This is a genomic window from Paludibacterium sp., assembly GCF_019232825.1.
Taxonomy (GTDB): Bacteria; Pseudomonadota; Gammaproteobacteria; order Burkholderiales; family Chromobacteriaceae; genus Paludibacterium.
In genome coordinates, this window is the sequence record NZ_JAFAND010000118.1 from 16,776 (window position 1) to 38,517 (window position 21,742).

Sequence of the window (21,742 nt, forward strand, 5' to 3'; positions counted from 1 at the left end):
GCGCGAGCGCGCCCTACGCCGCCAGCGTCTCGCCGATGCCGCGCAGGGTGCGCAGCAGCACCTCGCACTCGGCGTTCAACTTCGCCAAATGATCGATGCCTTTTTCCGGACACCCCGCCCGCGCCATGGCGGCGACCATCATGCACAGCTGCGCGGCGGGCACCGCCTTGAACTCCAGCAGCGATTGACGGAATTGCCGCGACAAATCCAGGACATGCTCCGATTCGCCGCGGCTCAATGCCTGCTGCAGCGCGGCCAGCATCGAAGGCGCCTCGGCGAGGAAGGCATGGATCTGCTCCAGCGTGACCGGATACTCCGACTCCTCCAGCGAGCGCGCATAGTCGAATTCTTGATGGCTCGGCGAGGCCGTGCCGCCATCGCGCTCGCTCTCAGGGCGCTGTTGCGGCACTCTGACGACGAAGGTGCTGCCCGAGCCGATGGCGCTTTGCAACGCAATGTCGCCTTTCATGTGCCGCACTAAGCGGCGGGCCAGCGGCAAGCCGATGCCGACGCCGCCGACGCTGCGCGTCGAGGATGCGTCCACCTGGGAGAAAGGCTCGAAAATCCGCTCATGATGCGAAGCGGCGATACCGATGCCGGTGTCGGTGACGCGCAGCACCGTCTCGCGCGCGCCGCTCGAACTGTCGGACTGCAAGCGGACATGGATCGAACCGCGCAAGGTGAACTTGATCGCGTTGTCGACCAGTACCTCGGCAATTTGCTTCCACTGATGCGCCTCGCCGACGATCCAAGGCGGAAAAGTCGGATCGATGGTCAGAACGAGGTCGAGCCCTTTGGTCGATGCGTGCGCGGCCAGTTGCGACACGGCGGCGGTGACGATGGCCGGCAGGTCGATGCGGCTTTGCTGGGTTTGCGCATCGTCGGCCTCGATCGAGATAAAACTTAGAATGGTGTCGATAATCCTCAACAATCCAGTGGCCGAACCTTGCACATCCGTCAGCAGGCTGCGCTGCTGCGCGTCCAGCGCCGTGTCCAAGACCAAGTCGAGTATGCCCATGACGCCGTTGAGCGGGGTTCTGAGCTCATGGCTCATCGAGGCCAGGAATTCGCTTTTGGCCTGGTTGGCCGCCTCGGCCCGCTCCTTGGCCAGATTCAGTTCCCGCGTGCGCTCTTCCACAAGCTCGGTCAGATGCGCCTGATGCAGCAGCAGAGTGCGCTGCGACTGTTGCAGTTCGCGCGTGACTTTTTCGTTGGCGGCCAACGCCTGATTCAGCGCCTCGGTGCGCGCCTTGACCTGCGCCTCCAGCATCAGCGTCGATTGGAACATGCCGAAATCCGATTCGGCGAGGCTGACACTGTTTTCGACGCGGTCCATCAGCACCTGAATGATGCGATCCCTGCGCGCCAACTCGGCGCGCAGCTCGTCCAGCGAGAGCGGAGCGTTGTCGACTGGCGTCATGACGCTTTCTCCGGCAGTTGTCCGAAGGCCACGCCGGTCAGCGTCTGATTGATATGCACCCCGCGCAACTGTTCGCCATAGGTGGCGAAGCCCACCATGTTGTGGTCGGTATAGAGCGTGTTCATTCGTTCGTCGAGGTGACGCTGCTGAATCTCCAGCCGGCGCAGAATGCAGTCCGAACCGAAGATCGCTACCGGCGGGCCGCCCAATGCGCTCTCGACCTCGTCAAAAGCGTCGCTCAGATTGCGAACCATATCCCCACCTTGCGCCAGGTGCAGCACCATGCCCTCCTCGATGGCGCAATAGAACTTCAGCGCGCCGCCGGGCAACGTCTGCTGGATCGCGCGGACATAATGCCGGTCGCCGACTTTGACCACGACCGGCGTCTTCGAGAACAGCTCCGGGAGACGCTCGTCCTCGACGACACCAGCGCAACGCGCATACTCTTTGGCGGCCGGCAGGCCGTTGATTTCATAGACAATGCGCTGCGCCTCGTCGGCCTTCGTCACCACCATGCGTTCGGGCAACACGTGAAAATGCTGGGTCATGAACAAATGAAACGGCAATTGCGTTGCAACCAGCGCCAGCACCATTTCACCGCTATGGAACGCGCCGTCGTGATAAACGTGGGTCTGCCGGAACGCGAGGTCGTCCCCCGCCGAACCGCCCACCATGAAGGTGGCGCCCAATGCGTTCTGCACGGTGCGCGAAACGGCCTCCTCCTTGATGGAGAGCCCGTCGATCAGTTGGAGCGCAAAAGTATTGGTCGACTGCACCCAATAGCCCTTGGCGGCAAGGCGCTCGCGCATGCCGTGCACTTGCTGCTGGCAGTCTTCGGCATCGAACGACGGTAGCAGCGGGAGATGGCAGACCTCGGCCAGGCACCATGGCGCGCAAAAGCCGATGCCGCTGATCGTGTGCTGATGAAAACCCTTGGGGCCAAACGCGCCGGCGGCGGTACAGCCGATAACGGGGATCTCGCCGAAGCGCCGGGCCAGTTCGGCCGCCATGCGGTCAAGCGCGAAGTCGCTGGAGCAGAAAAAGACCACCAAGGCCAAATCGGGATGCATGATGTCGCGGTGAAACGCCTCGACGGCGTCCGCCGCCTCCGCCAGGCATGATTGCGCGGTCCGGATCATGTTGCTCTCCTGATGGCACTGCCGCCGAAAGACCATCGCGGCGATGCGGCTATCTCATTATCCTATTTATTATGGATACATCTGCAATCATTACAATGCACATATTCTTAAGCCAAGACCGCTAGCGAGGCAACGTCAATCCTTTTTGCACCCGCCAAGACAAGGGCAAGGTCAACAACAGAACAAGCGCCAGCGCCATGACCGCGCTGGTAACGCCAGCCACGTCGCCCAAGCGGCCGAACAGCACCGGCGACAGCGCGCCGCCGCCGATGGTGCCGGTATAGAACAGCGCGAACGCCTGTTCGCGTTTGCCGGCGCCGGCAAGCTCAGGCACCGTGCCATACAGCACCGACGACGTGCCGTTCAACGCAAGGCCCATCAGCGGCAAGATCGCCATCGCGCCGGTCAACGGCAACGCCCATTCCGCGGCAATCAAGAGCGACGTCGCCGACTCCGTCAGCCAGACGGTTCTCATCATGCCGATGCGCGCGCCCAGATAGCCGCAAAACAGCTTGCCGAATGCGCCGCCGATGAACAACAGCGACAGCGCCAAACCGATGCCGGCGGTGCCGGCGCCCTTGCTTTTGAGCAGGAACGGCAAAAAGGTGAGAAAGCCCATGCGCACCGCGCTGTCGACGACGCCCGTGGCAAGCAGCGCGTGAAGCCCCGCGGACGAACCCCGCCCCGCCTCCGTCTTGATCGCGCCCGCCGTGTGCGCGGCCGTCTCCCGCCGCGCGGGAATCAGCCACCACAGAAACCCCGCGGCGCCGAGGCCGACAAGGCCCATCAGCCGCACGCTGACGCGCCAGCTCACCGCCGTCAGCAGCAGCCCCACCAATGCCGGAATCAGTGTTTTGCCAATATCGCCGGCAAAGTTATATTGCGCCAGCGCCTGCTTGCCGCCGCCCGCTTCGAAATGATCGGCCACCATCGTCGAGGCCAGGGGGTGCTGCGTGCTGGCGCCCAATCCGCCCAGCAGCAGCGCCGCCAGCAGCATCGCCAAGCCGCCGGCCTGCCCGGCCAGCAGATACGCCATGCCGGCCAACGCCGTCCCCCCCACCAGCAGCCGCGTGCGCCCCCAGCGTCTGGCGGCGCGGCTGGCCAATAGCTGAAAACCCGCCATCGAACCGGAATAGGCGCCGCGCAGCAACCCCACCAGCGCATAGCTGATCGCGAACTGAGCCTGCCAAACCGGCAGCAACACATAGATCAAATCGGTCAAGCCATCGTGGATGGCATGGGCGCTGCAGGCAGCCAGCAAGGCGCGTCGACGCGAGGCGGCATCGCCGGCTGTCGACGTTAGCGCTAAGGCGGCACTGTTCGGTTGGCTCATCGTGACAAGAGGACGCTATCGGAAGCAATCATTTAATCAGATTGCAACCATAACGGAAAGACAGTATGAAAATAGGCTAGGCTGTGGCCATCCCGACCGGCTAAAGACCCCGTATGACCGGCTTCTCCCGCTTGCCCTGTTTGCCGGCGCCTAGCCATGGCCAGCCGGGACTGAATCAGGCCACGGCCGCCGCCAGCGCGCGCCGATGGATGCGCAGCACCAGCACGGCGGCGAGCAGGCACAAGCCGCCGGACATCATCGTCGCCACGGTATAGGTGCCCAGGCTGTTGCGCAACATGCCGCCCACCAAGGCCGCCGCCGCGGCCCCCAGCTGATGGCCGGCCACTACCCAGCCGAACACCACCGGCGCGTCTTCCGAGCCGAACACATCGTGCGTCAATCGCACCGTCGGCGGCACCGTCGCCACCCAATCCAACCCATAGAACAAGCCGAACAGCGGCAGGCCGAAGTAAGTCAGGCCGAAGGCGTAGGGCAGGTAAATCAACGCCAGCCCGCGCAGGCCGTAGTACCAGAACAGCAACACGCGATTGTTGAAACGGTCCGACAGCCAGCCGGACAATGTGGTGCCGATCAGGTCGAGCGCTCCCATGGCAGCCAAAATGCTCGCGCCTTTCACCTCGCTGATGCCGTAGTCGCCGCACATGGCGATAAAGTGGGTGCCGATATAGCCGTTGGTGCTGGCGCCGCAGACGAAAAAGCTGAAGAACAGCAGCCAGAAGTCGCGCGACGACGACGCCCGCCGCAACGCGCCAAAGGCGATGGCAATGGGGTTGTGACGATGGTCGCCATCGCCTGGATGCGCGCCTACCGGCGCGCCATACAGCGGCAGGCTGACGCTGGACGGACGCTCCGGCAGCAGCCAGTAAACCAGCGGCAAAATCGCCGCCGCGCCGACGGCCACGGTCAACACCACCGGCCGCCAGCCATACGCTTCGACGATGGCCGCGAGCACCGGCAAGATCGCCAGCTGGCCGGTGGCCGAGCTGGCGGAGAGAATTCCCATGGCCAGGCCGCGCCGCTTGACGAACCAGCGATTGACGATGGTGGCGCCGAGCGTCATGGCCGTCACGCCGGTGCAACCGCCGACGATCACCCCCCAGATCAGCAGCAGCTGCCACTGATGGCGCATCAGGCTCGAGGCGGCGATGGCGCCGGCCAGCGCAACCAGCGAGAACAACACCGTGCGGCGCAAGCCGAAGCGCTGCATCGCGGCGGCGGAGAACGGTCCCATCAGACCGAACAATGCCAAGTTGATCGACAGCGCCAGTGAAATCGCCGCCCGGTTCCAACCGAAATCGTGCTCCAGCGGCAGAATCATCACACTGGGCGTAGCACGCGTGCCGGCGGTGATCAGCATCACTAAAAACGTCACACCCAAAACGACCCAGGCGTAATGAAAACGGCCACGAGCCCAGTCGGCGATCAGCTGCATGGGTTTCTCCTTGTCTTGTCTTGATCTTATATTGAATGTCGCAGTTGTTACTAGTCAGTCACATTGTTGTCATACTATGTACCGAGCGGTAACATGTCAACCCTATCGAGGAGAAGATGCATGAATGGCGAAATGGCCACGCCGGCCAAACCGGTCCGCAAGATGCTGCAGGCGGCGGAGGCGCAAACCCGCATTCTGGAAGCGGTGGACGAGCTGTTCTATCGCGAGGGCGCCCGCGCCGTCAGTGTGGACGAAGTGGTCAAACGCGCCGGCGTCAACAAGATGAGCGTCTACCGCCAGTTTCACTCCAAGGAAGATTTGATGCTGCATTACCTGGCGCGGCGCGACCAACGTTTCTGGCACTACATCAACGTCAGTCTGGCCAAACACCCGGACCGGCCGGGCGCGCAATTACGCCAGCTGTTCGCCGATTTGGCGCAACGCACGACGCAGCCAAACTACCGCGGCTGCCCGTTCGTCAACATCGCCTGCGAATTTCCCGACCCCACTCATCCCGCGCGGCGCGCGGTGGCGCAAAACAAACGTCAGCTGATCCAACGCCTGCGTGAACTGACGGCACAGGCCGGCGCGCGCGACGCGCGCATGCTGGCGGATGGCCTGGCCATCTTGATCGAGGGGGCTTACGCCGCGAGCCAGACCTATTCGCCGGATGACTCGCCGCTCAGCGGGCTGCCGCAGGTGGCCGACACGCTCCTACGCGCGGCGGGCGTGAACGATTAAAGGGTATTTGCCGCGCGGCGAAAGAGCAGCGTGTCCTCGCCGTTCATCTGCACACGTTGCGGTGCGCCATAGCCCACCTTTTCCGCCAGCCGGATCGAAGGCAGATTCTCCGGCGCGATCAGACAGACGCTATGGCCATACCCCTGCCCGTCCAGCCACGCCAATGCGGTGGACAACGCCTCGGTCGCGTAGCCTTTGCCGTGCGCCCATGGCGCCAGCGCCCACCCCGCCTCGGGTACCCCACTGATCGACGGCGCCATCATGCGATGGAAGTCGGCGAAGCCCAGATCGCCGACGTAACGGCCGCTAACCTTCTCTCTCACGCGCCAATAGCCGAAACCCAATAGCGCCCATAACCCGCGATACGACAGCATCCGGCGCCACGATTCGCTCGGCGTGGAAGGCTTGCCGCCGATGTAGCGCACCACATCGGGCGCCGCCCACATTGCGGCCAAAGGCTCGAAATCCTCGCGTTCATGGCCGGAAAGAATCAACCGCGCGCTTTCCAACCGGGGCGGCGTCGCGGCCGGCTGTGATGCTTCAGGTAATATCTGCATATTTTTTTCAAAATCACAAAAACCCTAGCATACGCCAACCGCGCAAACTCGACGCGGGAGCAAGGCATCGCCTACGCTCTGCGCGTCTTCATTCGGCTCGTCCGCCAACCCGTCCTGCGATGGAGGTCCCATGACCACGAAACTGAACCTGGCGCGCTTGACCGCGCTACGTGACCACATCATCCAGATGGGGCCCGCCGGCCACGACCTGTTGCGCGCAGCAGGGCTCGACACACTGCTGCCCGTGCTCGACCAGCTGACCGATACCTTGCCGCGGCTCGGCCTCGTCGCCGGCGAACTGGCCGATACCGGCCAAACCCTGTTGTTGATCAAAACCCGCCTGCTTCACCTCGGCGACCAGCAGGTCAACGCCGGTAGCGTGAGCGACCTGTTGGAACTGCCCTGCCTGAAACTGCAAGCACAGTCCGGCCGCCTCATCGCATTGCTCTAGGATCTGTCTGCAAACCCTAGAGAATCGGCGCGCGGCACGCGGGCGGCAACGATTGCCGGCCATTTTTGCCGCAGGGCGGCCGGCGCGCAAACGCCGGAGCCAGTTGCGGCCGCCGTCTCCGGCTCATGGCATGCGGTTTGCATAGAACATTGCACCTGGTTGATTTCATGAGGTGCTTCCATGATCGATTCAATACAGAAAGCCTCAACGGCAAACAGTATCGCCGCGGTCAGCGCCGCGGGCGCCAAGGACGACTCATTTTCCACGCTCTACCAGGCGCAACAACAGACCAGCGCCGCCCAGAGCAACGAAACGGCCTCCGGCGGCGCACCGCCTTATGCGCTGTTTTCCGCGGCACTGCTGCCCACGCCGGAAAATATCGAGAAGTTGCGCCAGCAAGCAGAGGGCTTGTTGACTCAACAAATGGGCGCTGCGGGGCTAAGCACCGCCCCCGCCTTCGATATCAACGAGGATCTGGCCACCGGCCGGATGACCATCAGCGGCAACCGGCCGGATAAAGACAAGATCGAGGCGCTGATCAACGGCAACAACACACTGCGGATGGCTTTGCACAACGCCAGCGCGCTGGCCTCGCAGCTGCCCGCCATGCAGGCTGGCGCCCAATATGCCCAAGCTTGGCAGCAGGCCGGCACCGACGAGCAGCGCAATGCGGTCTACAACTACTTCCGCTCGCTGTTCGACAGCTTGCCGGGCCAAACACATACCCAGCTCAGCATGGGACCGTCTGGTCTCGGGCTGACGCTCAACGGCCAGGTCATCTCCTCGACGTCAAGCTAGCAGCCGCTTCCCACGCGATGTCCAATAGGGAAGAGACATGATGGTTTTATCGTACTAAGATGCGTTCTGACAGCCGCCACGCGGCGTACCGTGAGATTCTTGATGAACGCAGAACAGCAGCAAATTCAAACCGCCGTGCAGCAAGGCGATTACGCAAAGGCGGAAGGCTTGATCGAACAGGTCCTGCAGCAACACCCCAACAGTGCCAAAGCGCATTACATTCATGCGGAGGTCTTGGCGCATACGGGCAAGCCTGCACAAGCGCAGCAGGAAGTTGCCGCGGCAAAACAGCTCGACCCGAAAATCGGTTTCACCTCGCCGGAAAAACTCGGCAAGTTCGAGGCCTATTTGGATGTCGCCGCACACGCCAAACAACAGACCCACACCGCCGCCCAGACCGTGGCGGTCACGCCGGCGCAGCCGGTAGAGAACCAGCCGATCGGGATTATGCCGATCGTCATCGGCTTGTTGGCGTTGGTGCTGATCACGCTGCTCGTCAGCCGGCTATTCCGTCGCCCGGCGGCGACTCAGAACGGCGGCTACCCGCCAGGCAGCCAGGGTTATGGCGGCGCGCAGAATTACCCGGTGGGGACCAATGGCGGCACCACCATCATCAACAACGGCAGCAGTACGGGCAGCAACGTGGCGGCCGGGCTGGGCGGCCTCGCGGCCGGCATGATGCTGGAGCGCGCGCTGGACGATCGCCGGGATGAGGGTTACCGCGAGGAAATGCTGCGCGAACAGGATGGTTACCGTCAGCCACTCGACAATCGCGAGGCGGACTACGCACAGCAGCAATTGGACGATCAGCCGTTCGACATGGGCAACAACGACGGCAGTTGGGACGACAGTTCGGGGCCGATCGACGACTCGATCAGCAATAGCGACAGCTGGTAAGCCACTGACGGTCTGCTCGAAAACAGACCCTAACCGCACGGACCGGCGTGACGCGCCGGTCCGTTTTTCATTGTCGTGCCAACACCGCCACGTTGACCTCGGCGCGCAAGCGGAAGCCGAGCTGATGATAGAGATCGATGGCCGGTTGATTGCTCTGCCATGCATGCAGGAAGGGAAGCTCGCCGCGCGCTTGGATCGCGGCGGCCACTGCGGCGGACAAACGGCGCGCCAGGCCTTGGCCGCGAAAGTCGGGATGGGTGCAAACGCCGCTGACTTCGGTGAAGCCCGGCATATGCATGCGCTCGCCGGCCATGGCCGCCAGACGGCCATCCAGGCGAATGCCGAGAAAACGCCCCATGGCATGGGTGCGCGCCAAGAAGGGCCCCGGTTCGGTCATCGTCGCCAACGCCAACATGTCGGGCGCGTCGGCGTCGGTCAATGCCACGATCTCGCCCGGTCCTGCAGGCACAGGCGAGATCGGCGTTTCCGCCAACATCTGCACTCCCATGGCGCGTTTGAGCGCCTTAAGACCGCAAGGGACGACAATCGGCGGCACTTGCAGCACGAATACCCGCTCATCGGGCGCCACCAGGGCCTTGAGCGCACGCCGCGCCTCGGCGCCGTCATCGCTGGCGGAGGCAAACAAATTGACGTCGCGTTGGTAACGGCGCGCCATCGCGCCGCCTTCGGCCAATGGCGCATGGTGCGTAATCAAGCTACTCCATACCGGCCGGTCCAGTGCCTTCATCGCCCCCTCCTATTGCCGCATAGCCGGCACGGCGGCTCAGCGTTCGTTCGGCCAACGCGTCTTCCAGCGCGGCCAGTTGTTCAAGCAGCGAACCGGACAGCGGCACGCAGATAGCGGCCACCACCGACGCCACTTGGCGCCAAGCGTGCGCCTTGGCCTGCTCGACGATGGCCCTCCCTTGCGGCGTCAGCATCACCGCGCGCACGCGCCGGTCGTCCACCTCGGCGCACGTGCCAACCCACCCCGAGGTTTCCAATTTTTCCAGCATGCGCGTCACCGCCGGCTGGCTCACCCCCAACGCCAAAGCAAGCTCCCCCACCGGCAGCGGGCCCGAACGATCGAGCGCGGCCAATGCCGGACAAAGCGATGCAGGAATATCGATACCAGCCTGCGCCAATACATCCTGCGTCTGGGCCTGCAGGCTCTCGCCCAGACGTTTCATGCGGCTGCCAAGCGTCATGTAGCCCAGCGCCTTGACGATGTCCTCGGCCATATTCCCCTCCCGTGACATGCGCATTTATATAACACGTTATATAAAAACACAATCCCGTAGCCCGCGCCACGTCCTCGGATTCAGATCACGACGGATTCGGTGCCGGCGGCAATATCACGAACTCGCCGTCGAAAGCGCCACCCTGCTCGCCATCGCATTCGAGCGTCGCCTGGATGGCGATACGCGCCATGCGGTTACGGGACAACAGCTTCACCAAGCGCGCCCAATCGGCGGCATCCGGCGCCACGCTCACGGCGGAGAAACCGCCGGCCATCGGCCGGTCGTAACGCATTTGATTGGCGTGAATGACGATACGGCCATCCAACGCCGCATCGCTGAGACGCACGAACAACAGACTCCAAGCGGCCAGCGTCGCCAAGGTCGACGCACTGCCGCCAAAAACCGTGTCGCGGTGGTTGATGTTGGGTGCCAGCGGCGCATAAAGCACAACCCGCTCGGCGCTGGCTTCGCGCACAGACACCGCCATCGCCTTGGAAAGGGGAATATGTTCGTGCAGATACTGTTCTACGGTTTGCCGATACATCATGGGTTCCTTGCACGACGGTCGGCCCATTGTGCCACAACAGGATTGCCGCATATTTCGATAAGGGCAATAAACCACAGATAGGAATATCTATGGAACAATTAACCACATTACATTCGATACTACAGAATAAATTATTTATTATTGTTGTATTAATGGTGTATTTCACCAATAGGGTAAGCATGGATTGTATACAATTTGCCGCAGATCAAATCGGCCGCCCCGCCCTAGCCCTAGCATGCCAGCACTGCATCAACACCCCTCATTCTTTCTAGCGACAGCATTACGCCACCGGCTTATACCGGTGGCGATTTTTTTTGCTCGCATCGATTCGAAATGTAGCATTACTACAGAAACGAACGACAAGAGCACAAACCTGACATGGATCAAAAACCCTTCTATTCCTGGATTTTTGCAATCAAATTCGTATTGACAGCGTCATTGCGCGTAGCAATACTACAGTCAAAGTCTCATCCGACTTTACCAGGACAGAAGTCAAGAAAAGAGAAAGGCCCCGCGCAAGCGGGGCCTCTTCTTTTGTCCCGCCCCATCGCTACCAGTTGTACTGCACCAAGCCGCCACCGGCACCGTAGCCGTGCGTTTTGACCAGCGGGCTATCCTGACTGCTGCCGAGCATGCGCAAATAGGCGGCGCGGCCAATCACTTGCCAATGCTTGTCGATGGGCACCAATAGCGTCAACCCGACGACCCCCTGACTCCAGCCGCCCCCCGCCTGATAGGCGGAGAAAGAGGTATTGGCCGCCTGCTCGGCGTTCACGCCGAACCAGCGTTGCATGTAGTGGCGATCGCCGGCCATCAGCGCACTGTTGAGCACCAGCACGGCGGAAGGGCGAGTCAGCAACGTATAGTCGACGCTCAAGGCCAATTGCTGTCCCTGCATGCCGCCTTTCAGATTGCTCAGATATTTGGCGCCCAGCTTCCAATCGCCTTGCTGGTAGCGCAACAACGCGCCCGCTTGTGCCGTGGCGCCGATATCGCCCATTCCTTCCAGCGAGGTGTCATGGTCGATGCGGCTACTCTGTGCGCGCCGGTCACTGGCGGCAAGCAACAATGCCAGCGACCAGTTCGGCGCCAGCTGCCACGCTTTGCCCATCCCATCACGGGTATCGACAAACCAGCCGTCGTCGCGAACGGCGCTCACCTGCCCCAGCCAGCGCACATGATCATATCGTCCGCCCATGACTTCCGGCGTCCAGGCGGCGCCAACGCCGGTACTCACCGCCCATGTCGGCGCCGATGCCGCCGGCTTGACCTCGTCGGCCCATGCCAACGCGCTGAGACCGCACAGGGCGAGCGCAAGGGGGTAACGCATGCTGTTCTCCTCAACCGCGCCAGAGAGGCCATCCTCTCCGGATCGAGGCCATTATCGGCGGCGCAACCTTGTCCGTAGCTAAGCGCAACCTTTGCCGCGGCTTAACGACGACGCGAAGACCGATGGCGACCCACGGGCTTTGCGTTACCATGCGAATAACGGTTAATCGGCATATAGATCATGCATATTTTGCTTATCGAGGACGATTTGGATCTCGGCTTCGCGCTACAACAAGCGTTGAAAGTTGAAGGCATCAGTAGCGAGTGGCGCCGCAACGTCCAGGATGCGCCGCAAACCCCGGCCGAGATCGAGCACGATTGCGTCCTGCTCGATCTGACGCTGCCGGACGGCGATGGCCTGAGCCTGCTCGGCCGCTGGCGCAAGGCCGGCATCGCCACGCCGGTGATCGTCATCACCGCCCGCTCGGCGCTGGAGGACCGCCTGGCCGGACTCGACGGCGGCGCCGACGATTTCATTCTTAAACCGTTTGCCATGCCGGAATTGATCTCGCGCATCCGCGCCGTGCTGCGCCGCTACGCCCGCCAAGCCAGCGAAGTGTGGACACTGGGGGAACTGCAGATCATTCCGAGCCGGCGGGAGGCCCAGTTGAACGACGCCCTGCTCGAACTCTCCCCGCGCGAATTCAATTTGCTACTGGAGCTCGCGCGCGAGGCCGGCAGCATCGTCGCAAAATCCGCGCTGGCGCAGCGGCTGGAGCCGCTGGGCGAACCGGTCGACTTTGGCGCGTTGGAAGTCCATATCTCCAACCTTCGGCGCAAGATCGGCGCCGAGCGTATCCGTACCGTGCGCGGCGTCGGCTATATGTTGCAATCATGAAGGCGCCTGGACATTTCTTGCGGCCAAGCCTGCTGCGGCGGGTGGTTTGGACGGTCTTCGCCAGCTTCGTGCTGGTTTGGCTCGTCCTGGTGGTATGGAAATATGTGGAACTCAAGTTTGAGACCGACAAAGATCTGAGCAAGACCTCTCAACATATCGGCAAACTGCTGATGCCATTAAGCGACCGCACCTATCTTGCCAGCGAGACCAAGGCCATTTCCGACATCATCAATGAGGCATACCGGCAGAGCGATGTGCCCGACCCCTACCTGGTCATGCTGTATGCGCCGGACGGCACACGGCTGTTCCGCTCGCACAGCAACGGGGAATTGGTGCCGCGCGCGCGCGACAACGTCATCGAAACGGTACGCATCGGCGAACTCGACTACCACATACTGCAAACGCGCGGGCCGCACTGGATATTGATATTGGCCAGCCCTTCCTTCCGGGCGCAATGGGTATTCATTCAAACAAGCAAGGACATCTGGACACGAGTCCTGCTGGCGTTCGCCATCATTCTGCTGGCACTGTCCGTTGCCGTCTGGGGCGGCCTGAGGCCGCTGCAAAAGCTCTCGCGCCTCATTGCCGCGCGTCATCCGGACGACCTTGCGCCCTTGGCGTTCAACGCCCGGCACGCCGAACTGGTCCCGCTGGTCGAAGCGCTCGACCGCCTGCTCGCCGCGCTCAAGTTGAAGATCGAACGCGAGCGCGCCTTCGTGCAGGACGCGGCGCATGAGCTGCGCACGCCGATCGCGGTCATTTCCGCCGAAGCGCACGTGCTGAGCAACCCAGGCGCCTGCGACGCGACCGAAGCCGGCGCGCGCATGAACCACGCGGTGGCGCGCACCACGGCGCTGATCGATAAGCTATTGGAAATGGCGCGGCTGGACGACCAGCGCCCGGTGCTGGCGCAACGCTGCGACTTGGCCGCCATCGTGCGCGAGGAGATCGCTGGCGCGCTCCCTCGTGCGATAGCCAAACAACAAGAGGTGTCGTTCGATGGGCCTGAGCAATTGCCGCTCGACATCGAACCGGCGGCCTTCCATTCCATCATCCAAAACCTGCTGCACAACGCGCTGGCCTACGTACAGGATGGCGGCCGCATCGAGGTACGGCTGGGCGTCAGGCACCAGAAGGTCGATCTGACGGTCTGGGACGATGGCCCCGGCATCGCGCCGGCGGATCGCGTACAGGTGTTCGAGCGCTTCCATCGCGGTTCGGGGCATGCAAGCCCCGGCTCCGGATTAGGCTTGGCCATCGTGCGTCAAGCCGCGCACCGCCTGCGCGGCACGGTCGCGCTCAGCGATGGGCTCGACGGGCGCGGCTGCTGCTTCCGCGTGCGCTTCCCCCTGCCCGCGCCGCTAGCGCCCATCTGCAAATCCTAGGACTGGCGAACAGACTTGAAGCTACCAAGCGTATTGCGCCAGCGCGGTCGCTGTGCCGTAGCCATGATTTCTGATCAGCGGACTATCTTCCGTGTGGCCGAGCTGGCGCACGTAGCTCACGCGCCCCACGGCTTGCCAATGGCGGTCGATCGGCAACAGCAGCGTCGCCCCGAGCGAGCCCTGCGTCCAACCGGCGCCGGTCCGATAAGCGGCAAACGGCGTCTTCGCCGCCTGTTCGTCACTGACGCCGAACCAGCGTTGGGAATAATGGCTGTCACCGGCGGTGAGCGCGCTATTGAGCGTCAGCGCCGCGGACGGACTTTTCAGGATTGTGTAATCGGCACCGAGCTTCAACTGCTGCCCCGGTTGGCCGTGTTTCAGATTGCCCAAGTACCGGGCCTGCCATTGCCAGTTGCCAAGCTGGTAGGTCATCGCCAAACCAGCCTGCACGACACGATCGATGTCGCCCATGCCGCTGAGCGTGGTGTCGCGGTCGATCTTGGCGCTTTCCTCGCGCGCGTCGCTCACGGCGAAGAACGTGGATAGGACCAAATCCGGCGATAGCTGCCACTTCTTGCCCGCGCCATCTTGAAGGTTAAAAAACCAACCGTCGCGATGCTCGACGTCCAGATTCGGCACCGGGCGCGCACGGTAAAACGACCCGCCCATCACCTCGGGCTTCCAGCTCACGCCCGCCCCGGCGGTCACGCGCCAATCGGACGACGGTTTGCCGTCATGGGTCATGGCGGCGGCCGGCACGTTTGCCAGGAAAAGGGCGCCCAGCGCACACACGGCCAGGGGCAACGAATCACGCATCATCTACTCCGTAGGTTATTTCTGATGCGTAATCGTGGACGACCGGCTGGCTGTGCTAAATCGGATTTGTCTGGTTTTGCGTGAGGGGCAATCAAGAAAATCGGCGCCTCGCCGAGGCGCCGATTTTCGCTTACGTCAGCGCGGGCGCACCAACTGCCAAGCGCGCGTCAGATAGGTGACGCTGGCGAAACCGCTCCAGCTGTGCACCATGCGCGTGAAGGGGAACAACATGAAAAAAGTCAGACCGCAGAAAATGTGCAGCCTGAATACCCATGGCGCGCCTACCACCAGGTTGGCGGCGTCGCCTCGGAAAGTCAGGATATGTTGCGCCCACAGCATGAAGGTCAGCATGGTTTGGCCGTCCAGGTGCTGCGCGGACTCGGGGATGGTCGCCAAACCCAGGCTCAGCGTCAGCAACAGCCACGGCAGCAGAATCTTGTCGCGCAAGGCGGTCTGGGCGGCCAGCCGCTCGTTGCCGAGCCGGCGCGCGAGCAAAATCAGCAAACCGATCAGCCCCATGCCCCCCAGCACGCCGCCCGCCCCCATGGCGATCAATTGCTTGGCCGTCAGCGGCACACCGAGGAATTCCCATACCGCGATCGGCGTCAGCAAGCCGCCCAGGTGGCCGAGAAACACGCCGATCACCCCAATGTGAAACAGGTTCGACCCCAGGCGCAGCGGGCCGCGATACAGAAATTGCGACGACTCGGCGCGCCAGGTGTACTGCTCGCGCTCGAAACGCACCAGGCTGCCGAGCAGAAACACCGCCAGGGCGATGTACGGGTAAATGCCGAACACAAACAGATGCAGGTAATTCATGATCAGGCTCCTTGCCGCTCGGGGCGCGGGTGAAAGCGGATGGTCTGGGTCGCGGGCTGCGGCGCGAGCAGCGGCTCCATGCCGTCGAGACCGCCGCCGAAACGCGCCATGGCTTCATCCATGTCGCGCACGGGCGGCACACCGATCGGCAACGGCTCGATGGGGCTCAAGGCGACGAGCGCGTCAAACACCCCGGCGTAGGGGCTTTGCGCCGCGGCCAACCGCTCGCCCACCGCGGCGATGACGTGCACCGCCTCGCCCAACAGCGCGCCGGCTTCCGCTGCCGGCAGCTGCGCGAGAAACTCGAGGAACAGCGGCAGAAAATCCGGCAACTCGTCGGCGGCGATGAAAAAACCGTGCTCGCTATAGGTGCCCATCAAACTGACCATGGCCTCGCCACGTTCGCGGCTCTCGCCGTAGACGTGCTCGAACAGGTGCAGACTGAGGCTGCGATTGCGGTCGAACTGGTCGACGTACTGCGTCTGCAAATCGATCAGCGACTCGCTTTGCATGTGGTACAAGAGCGGCGCGACCGGCAAGGCGACATCGTCCGGCAACCGGGCGGCGCGGGCGCGGATCTCGGGCAGCGCCGACACCAGATCGGCTTCCGGGTATTGCAACAGCACGGACAATAAAGAAAAGGCGTTCATGGTCGCTCCTACTGGTGGGCCTTCTTGCGCGACTTCGGCATGTCGGCGAAGAACACCGAACCCTGCTTCTTCTTGCCGAACAGCGTGCCGTCGGACACGCCGCCCGAGCAGCCGTTGCCAAAAGTGAAACCGCAGCTGCCCTTCTCGTTGAAGCTGTCTTCCACCATTTCCTTGTGGCTCGACGGAATCACGAAACGGTCTTCATAGTTGGCGATGGCCATGGTGCGGTACATGTCTTCCACCTGCTCGCGCGACAGTCCGACTTGCGCCAGCACCTCGCCCGCCTCGCGCTGTTCGACATGGCGGGCGCGCATATAGGCGCGCATGGCCAGCATGCGGTCGAGCGCGTGGCGCACCGGCTCCTCCTCGCCCGCGGTCAGCAGGTTGGCCAGATAACGCAGCGGAATGCGCAGCTCGCTCACGTCGGGCAGGATGCCGTTCTTGCCCATTACGCCGCTTTGCACCGCCTTTTGGATCGGCGACAGCGGCGGGATGTACCAGACCATCGGCAACGTGCGGTATTCCGGATGCAGCGGGAAGGCCACGCGCCATTCGACCGCCATGCGGTACACCGGCGAGCGCTTGGCGGCGTCGAGCCAGCTGTCGGGAATGCCTTGACGGCGGGCTTCCTCGATCACCGTCGGATCGTTCGGGTCGAGGAACACGTCCAGCTGCGACCGATACAGGTCCTGCTCGTCGGCGACACTCGCCGCGTCGGCGATGCGGTCGGCGTCGTACAGCATCACGCCCAGATAGCGGATACGGCCCACACACGATTCCGAACATACGGTCGGCTGGCCGGCCTCCAGGCGCGGATAACAGAAGGTGCACTTCTCGGCCTTGCCCGATTCCCAGTTGAAATAGATCTTCTTATACGGACAGCCGGAGATGCACATCCGCCAGCCGCGGCACTTATCCTGGTCAACCAGCACGATGCCGTCGTCCTCGCGCTTGTACACCGAGCCCGACGGGCAGGACGCGACGCATGTCGGATTGAGGCAGTGCTCGCACAAGCGCGGCAGATACATCATGAAGGTGTTCTCGAAGGTGGCGTACATCTCCTTCTCCACCGCCTTGAACAGCTGGTCGCGGCTGCGCTTGGCGAATTCGCCGCCCAGATCGTCTTCCCAATTCGGGCCGCCGACGATCTTGTCCATCTTTTTGCCGGTCAACACCGACACCGGACGCGCCGTCGGCGGCGCCTTCATCGCAGGCGCGTTTTGCAGATGCTCGTAGTCGTAAGTGAACGGCTCGTAGTAGTCGTCGATCTGCGGCAGGTTCGGGTTGGCGAAGATGTTGGACAGAATCTTCATCCGGCTGCCCTGGCGCGGCTCGAGCTTGCCCTCGGCGGTACGGCGCCAGCCGCCCTGCCACTTGTCCTGGTTTTCCCACTCGCTGGGGAAGCCGACGCCCGGCTTGGTCTCGACGTTGTTGAACCAGGCGTATTCCACGCCGTCGCGGCTCGTCCAGACGTTCTTGCAGGTTACCGAACAGGTATGGCAGCCGATGCACTTGTCCAGATTCAGCACCATCGCCACTTGCGCACGAATTTTCATGGTTGTCTCCTCAGGCGTCCCGGCCGTTTTGGGGCTGGTCGAGCCAGTCCACCCGATTCATCTTGCGCACGATGACGAACTCGTCGCGGTTGGCGCCGACCGTGCCGTAATAATTGAAGCCATAAGCCTGTTGCGCGTAGCCGCCGATCATATGGGTCGGCTTGGTCACGGTACGCGTCACCGAGTTGTGGATGCCGCCGCGCTTGCCGCTGGTTTCCGCGCCGGGCACGTTCACGATCTTCTCCTGGGCGTGATACATCAGCGTCATGCCGGCCGGCACGCGTTGGCTGACCACGGCGCGCGCGGTCAGCGTGCCGTTGAGGTTGAAGACTTCGACCCAGTCGTTGTCGACGATGCCGGCGCGTTGCGCATCCTCTTCCGAGACCCACACGTGCGGGCCGCCGCGGCTCAGGGTCAACATGCGGATGTTGTCCGAGTAGGTCGAGTGGATGCCCCACTTCTGGTGCGGCGTAATGAAGTTGAGCACGATCTCCTTATTGCCGTTGGGCTGATAGCCGAGCATGGCGCCGGTGGTCTTCAGGTCCACCGCCGGCTTGTAGACGGCCAAACCCTCGCCAAAGTCCAACATCCAGCGATGATCCTGATAGAACTGCTGGCGGCCGGTGAGCGTGCGCCAAGGAATCAGCTCGTGCACGTTGGTGTAGCCGGCGTTGTAGCTGACCTCCTCGCTTTCCAGACCGGACCAGGTCGGGCTGGAGATGATCTTGCGCGGCTGCGCCTGAATGTCGCGGAAACGGATCTTGTCATGCTCGCGGCCCACCGCCAAATGCGTGTGATCGCGGCCGGTAATCTTGGACAGCGCGGCCCAGGCCTTCACCGCCACATGGCCGTTGGTTTCCGGCGCCAGGGACAGAATCATCTCCGCGGCGTCGATGGCGGTTTCCAACTTCGGCTGACCATTGGCGCCGCGGCCATTGAGCTCGCCCAGTTCCTTCACCTCATGCGCGGTTTGCCAGGCGATACCCTTGCCGCCGTTGCCGGCTTTGGCCAGCAGCGGGCCGATGGTGGTGAACTTCTCGTGAATGCGGGTGTAATCGCGTTCAACCACGGTCATCTGCGGCGCGGTCTTGCCCGGAATCAGCGCACACTCGCCCTTTTTCCAGTCTTGCGGCGCGAGCGGCTGACCCAATTCTCCCGGGGTATCGTGCATCAGCGGCGTCAGCACCAGATCTTGGCGCGTGCCGAGCACCGGCCCGCCGATTTCCGATAGCTTCTTGGCCAGCAGCTTGTAGATTTCCCAGTCGCTCTTGGCTTGCCACAACGGTTGCACCGCCTCGGACAGCGGATGGATGAACGGATGCATGTCCGAGGTGTTCATGTCGTCCTTCTCGTACCACGTGGCGGTCGGCAGCACGATGTCGGCGTACAGGCAGGTGGTGCTCATACGGAAGTCGAGCACGGTCAGCAGGTCGAGCTTGCCTTCGGCCGCCGGACGCACGGTGACTTCGGACGGCTTGATGCACTGCGTCTCGTCGTCGAACAGCGCGTTTTGCGTGCCCAGCAGGTACTTGAGGAAATATTCGTGCCCCTTGCCGCTGGAGCCGAGAATGTTCGAGCGCCAGACGAACATATTGCGCGGGAAGTTCTTCGGATTATCCGGGTCGTCGCACGACATCTTCAGGTTGCCCGACTGCAGCCCCTCAACCGTGTAGGCCACGGGGTCCTTGCCGGCCGCGGCAGCGTCGCGCGTCAGATCGAGCGGGTTGGTTTCCAGCTGCGGTGCCGACGGCAGCCAGCCCATGCGTTCGGCGCGCACGTTGAAGTCAAGCAGGCTCAAGCCGGCATAACGGCCTTTCGGCGCGGTCGGGCTGAGAATCTCGTCGACGCCCAGCTTTTCGTGACGCCATTGACTGGTATGGGCGTAGAAGAAGCTGGTGCCGTTCATTTGCCGAGGCGGACGCTGCCAGTCGGTGGCAAAGGCCAACGGCGCCCAACCTTGTTGCGGGCGCAGCTTTTCCTGGCCGACATAATGCGCCCAGCCGCCGCCGCTTTGGCCGATACAACCGCACATCATCAGCAAATTGATGATGCCGCGATAGGTCATGTCCATGTGATACCAGTGGTTCAGCGCCGCGCCGACGATGACCATGCTCTTGCCGCGGGTGCGGTCGGCGTTGGCGGCAAACTCGCGCGCCACGGTGACCACGTCCGCCGCCGGCACGCCGGTATGCTTTTCCTGCCACTTCGGCGTGTAGGGCACGTCGTCTTGGTAGCTGTGCGCCACATTTTCGCCGCCCAGGCCGTTATCGACGCCATAGTTGGCCAGCATCAAGTCGTAGACGGTGGCCACCAGCACGCTCGATCCGTCCTTGAGCGTCAGCCGGCGCACCGGCACGTTGCGCGTCAAGGCGGCGTCGTGTTCGGCGCCGAAGTACGGAAACGCCACGCGCGCCACGTCGTCGTGATGGCCGCAAAGCGACAGCATCGGATCGACGTCCCGGCCATCGGCAGCCTTCATTTCCAGGTTCCACTTGCCGATCATGCCGTCCTGCTCGCCCCAACGCAGGCCGATGGTGCCGTTGGGCACGACGATGTCGCCGCTCGTGCCGTCGATCAGCACCGTCTTCCAGTCCGGGTTGTTGGCATCGGCGTGACCGGACAGCTGCGAGGCACGCAGATAATGGTCGGCCACCAGGCCGTGCTCGCCTGCCTTGAGCGTCACCAGCATCGGGAAGTCGGTGTACTGTTTGCCGTATTCGGTAAAGTAGGCGCTGGCGCCGGTGCGGTGGAATTCGTTGAGCACCACGTGCCCCATCGCCAGCGCCAAGGCGGCATCGGTGCCTTGCTTGGGCGCGAGCCAGATGTCGCCGAACTTGGCCATTTCGCCGAAGTCGCTCGACACCGCCACGGTCTTGGTGCCCTTGTAGCGCACCTCGGTGTAGAAATGCGCGTCCGGCGTGCGGGTCATCGGCACGTTCGAGCCCCACACCATCAGATAGGTCGAGTTGTACCAGTCGGCCGACTCGGGCACGTCGGTCTGCTCGCCCCACACTTGCGGCGAGGCCGGCGGCAAATCGCAGTACCAGTCGTAGAACGACGTGCAGACACCGCCGATCAGGCTGAGATAGCGGCTGCCGGCGGCATAGGACACCATCGACATCGCCGGAATCGGCGAGAAGCCGATGATGCGGTCAGGGCCGTAGGCCTCGATGGTATGGGTATTGGCCGCGGCGATGATCTCGCTGGCGGTGTCCCAGTCGGCGCGCACGAAGCCGCCCAGGCCGCGCGACTTCTTGTAGCGCGCCGCCTTGGCCGGGTCGGACGTGATGGACGCCCAGGCCTCGACCGGTCCCAGCGTCTTGCGCGCCTCGCGCCACAGCGCCATCAGCTCGCCGCGGATCATCGGGTACTTCACCCGCTGCGCCGAATAGACATACCAGGAATAAGAGGCGCCGCGCGGACAGCCGCGCGGCTCGTGATTGGGTAAATCGGGACGGGTGCGCGGATAGTCGGTCTGCTGCAATTCCCAGGTGATCAAGCCATTCTTGACGAACACGCGCCAACTGCAGGAGCCGGTGCAGTTGACGCCATGGGTGGAGCGCACCACTTTGTCCTGCTGCCAGCGCGCGCGATAGGCGTTTTCCCACTGGCGGTCTTCGTTGACCACCGCGCCGTGGCCGTCGGCGAAGGTGTCGGTGGTCCGCGAAAGGAATTTCAAGCGATCGAGAAAGTGACTCATGGCGCCTCCGAGAGCGGCGTTGTTTTATCACCCCCAGCCTACGCCGCACCGCGCCACCGCCCCATTCACCAA

General features: G+C 63.0%; 20 protein-coding genes. 6 read left to right on the plus strand and 14 right to left on the minus strand.

The window, feature by feature from the left end; all coding sequences use genetic code 11:
- Window positions 1-13 precede the first annotated feature (13 nt).
- From JOZ06_RS15365 to JOZ06_RS15380, 4 genes are all read right to left on the minus strand, one after another.
- On the minus strand, window positions 14-1,420 hold the full coding sequence (locus JOZ06_RS15365; RefSeq protein WP_293233958.1) for an ATP-binding protein: 1,407 nt from the start codon (window positions 1,418-1,420) through the stop codon (window positions 14-16).
- Entirely contained in the window at window positions 1,417-2,559 is a 1,143-nt protein-coding gene (locus JOZ06_RS15370) for an FIST N-terminal domain-containing protein (RefSeq protein WP_293233960.1), read from the minus strand. The genes JOZ06_RS15365 and JOZ06_RS15370 overlap by 4 nt, the downstream gene beginning before the upstream one ends.
- A gap of 121 nt (window positions 2,560-2,680) precedes the next feature.
- A complete protein-coding gene (locus JOZ06_RS15375; protein ID WP_293233962.1) occupies window positions 2,681-3,892 on the minus strand; it encodes an MFS transporter in 1,212 nt (403 codons plus the stop codon).
- Window positions 3,893-4,067: 175 nt separating this feature from the next.
- Window positions 4,068-5,345, minus strand: coding sequence for an MFS transporter (locus JOZ06_RS15380; protein WP_293233964.1), 1,278 nt, complete (start codon window positions 5,343-5,345; stop codon window positions 4,068-4,070).
- Window positions 5,346-5,465: 120 nt separating this feature from the next.
- Between JOZ06_RS15380 and JOZ06_RS15385 the strand changes: the two genes are divergently transcribed.
- Complete coding sequence (locus JOZ06_RS15385) at window positions 5,466-6,086, plus strand: TetR/AcrR family transcriptional regulator (RefSeq protein WP_293233966.1); 621 nt, start codon at window positions 5,466-5,468, stop codon at window positions 6,084-6,086.
- On the opposite strand, the gene JOZ06_RS15390 is transcribed toward JOZ06_RS15385, so the two are convergent.
- Window positions 6,083-6,643 carry a GNAT family N-acetyltransferase gene (locus JOZ06_RS15390; RefSeq protein ID WP_293233968.1) on the minus strand — a complete coding sequence of 187 codons (561 nt, stop codon included), beginning with the start codon at window positions 6,641-6,643 and terminating at the stop codon, window positions 6,083-6,085. The two genes, JOZ06_RS15385 and JOZ06_RS15390, sit on opposite strands and share 4 nt — an antisense overlap.
- Window positions 6,644-6,773: 130 nt before the next feature.
- Between JOZ06_RS15390 and JOZ06_RS15395 the strand changes: the two genes are divergently transcribed.
- The 3 genes from JOZ06_RS15395 to JOZ06_RS15405 all read left to right on the plus strand — a co-directional run bounded on the left by JOZ06_RS15395 (window position 6,774) and on the right by JOZ06_RS15405 (window position 8,789).
- Window positions 6,774-7,094 (plus strand): hypothetical protein, encoded by a 321-nt coding sequence (locus JOZ06_RS15395; RefSeq protein WP_293233970.1) that lies wholly within the window; start codon window positions 6,774-6,776, stop codon window positions 7,092-7,094.
- A gap of 180 nt (window positions 7,095-7,274) precedes the next feature.
- A complete protein-coding gene (locus JOZ06_RS15400; protein ID WP_293233972.1) occupies window positions 7,275-7,892 on the plus strand; it encodes a hypothetical protein in 618 nt (205 codons plus the stop codon).
- Between the two features lie 102 nt (window positions 7,893-7,994).
- On the plus strand, window positions 7,995-8,789 hold the full coding sequence (locus JOZ06_RS15405) for a tetratricopeptide repeat protein (protein WP_293233974.1): 795 nt from the start codon (window positions 7,995-7,997) through the stop codon (window positions 8,787-8,789).
- Between the two features lie 67 nt (window positions 8,790-8,856).
- On the opposite strand, the gene JOZ06_RS15410 is transcribed toward JOZ06_RS15405, so the two are convergent.
- From JOZ06_RS15410 to JOZ06_RS15425, 4 genes are all read right to left on the minus strand, one after another.
- Window positions 8,857-9,537: a GNAT family N-acetyltransferase gene (locus JOZ06_RS15410; RefSeq protein WP_293233976.1), complete on the minus strand. Its 681-nt coding sequence runs from the start codon at window positions 9,535-9,537 to the stop codon at window positions 8,857-8,859.
- A complete protein-coding gene (locus tag JOZ06_RS15415; RefSeq protein WP_293233978.1) occupies window positions 9,506-10,030 on the minus strand; it encodes a MarR family transcriptional regulator in 525 nt (174 codons plus the stop codon). Before JOZ06_RS15415 ends, JOZ06_RS15410 begins: the two co-directional genes overlap by 32 nt.
- A gap of 85 nt (window positions 10,031-10,115) precedes the next feature.
- Window positions 10,116-10,577, minus strand: coding sequence for a YiiD C-terminal domain-containing protein (locus JOZ06_RS15420; protein ID WP_293233980.1), 462 nt, complete (start codon window positions 10,575-10,577; stop codon window positions 10,116-10,118).
- Between the two features lie 550 nt (window positions 10,578-11,127).
- Complete coding sequence (locus tag JOZ06_RS15425) at window positions 11,128-11,907, minus strand: MipA/OmpV family protein (protein WP_293233982.1); 780 nt, start codon at window positions 11,905-11,907, stop codon at window positions 11,128-11,130.
- Window positions 11,908-12,087: 180 nt separating this feature from the next.
- On the opposite strand from JOZ06_RS15425, the gene JOZ06_RS15430 reads away from it, so the two are divergent.
- Together JOZ06_RS15430 and JOZ06_RS15435 are read left to right on the plus strand one after the other, a co-directional pair.
- Window positions 12,088-12,744: a response regulator gene (locus JOZ06_RS15430; RefSeq protein WP_293233984.1), complete on the plus strand. Its 657-nt coding sequence runs from the start codon at window positions 12,088-12,090 to the stop codon at window positions 12,742-12,744.
- Window positions 12,741-14,129 carry a HAMP domain-containing sensor histidine kinase gene (locus JOZ06_RS15435; RefSeq protein ID WP_293233986.1) on the plus strand — a complete coding sequence of 463 codons (1,389 nt, stop codon included), beginning with the start codon at window positions 12,741-12,743 and terminating at the stop codon, window positions 14,127-14,129. The genes JOZ06_RS15430 and JOZ06_RS15435 overlap by 4 nt, the downstream gene beginning before the upstream one ends.
- 21 nt (window positions 14,130-14,150) lie before the next feature.
- Here the strand turns inward: JOZ06_RS15435 and JOZ06_RS15440 are convergent, their stop codons facing one another.
- From JOZ06_RS15440 to JOZ06_RS15460, 5 genes are all read right to left on the minus strand, one after another.
- Window positions 14,151-14,945, minus strand: coding sequence for a MipA/OmpV family protein (locus JOZ06_RS15440; protein WP_293233988.1), 795 nt, complete (start codon window positions 14,943-14,945; stop codon window positions 14,151-14,153).
- A gap of 135 nt (window positions 14,946-15,080) precedes the next feature.
- Window positions 15,081-15,764, minus strand: coding sequence for a respiratory nitrate reductase subunit gamma (gene narI, locus JOZ06_RS15445; RefSeq protein WP_293233990.1), 684 nt, complete (start codon window positions 15,762-15,764; stop codon window positions 15,081-15,083).
- A gap of 2 nt (window positions 15,765-15,766) precedes the next feature.
- Window positions 15,767-16,414, minus strand: a complete 648-nt coding sequence (gene narJ, locus JOZ06_RS15450; protein ID WP_293233992.1) for a nitrate reductase molybdenum cofactor assembly chaperone — start codon at window positions 16,412-16,414, stop codon at window positions 15,767-15,769.
- A gap of 8 nt (window positions 16,415-16,422) precedes the next feature.
- Window positions 16,423-17,970, minus strand: coding sequence for a nitrate reductase subunit beta (gene narH / locus JOZ06_RS15455; protein ID WP_293233994.1), 1,548 nt, complete (start codon window positions 17,968-17,970; stop codon window positions 16,423-16,425).
- Between the two features lie 10 nt (window positions 17,971-17,980).
- Window positions 17,981-21,670, minus strand: coding sequence for a nitrate reductase subunit alpha (locus JOZ06_RS15460; protein WP_293233996.1), 3,690 nt, complete (start codon window positions 21,668-21,670; stop codon window positions 17,981-17,983).
- Window positions 21,671-21,742: the final 72 nt, after the last annotated feature.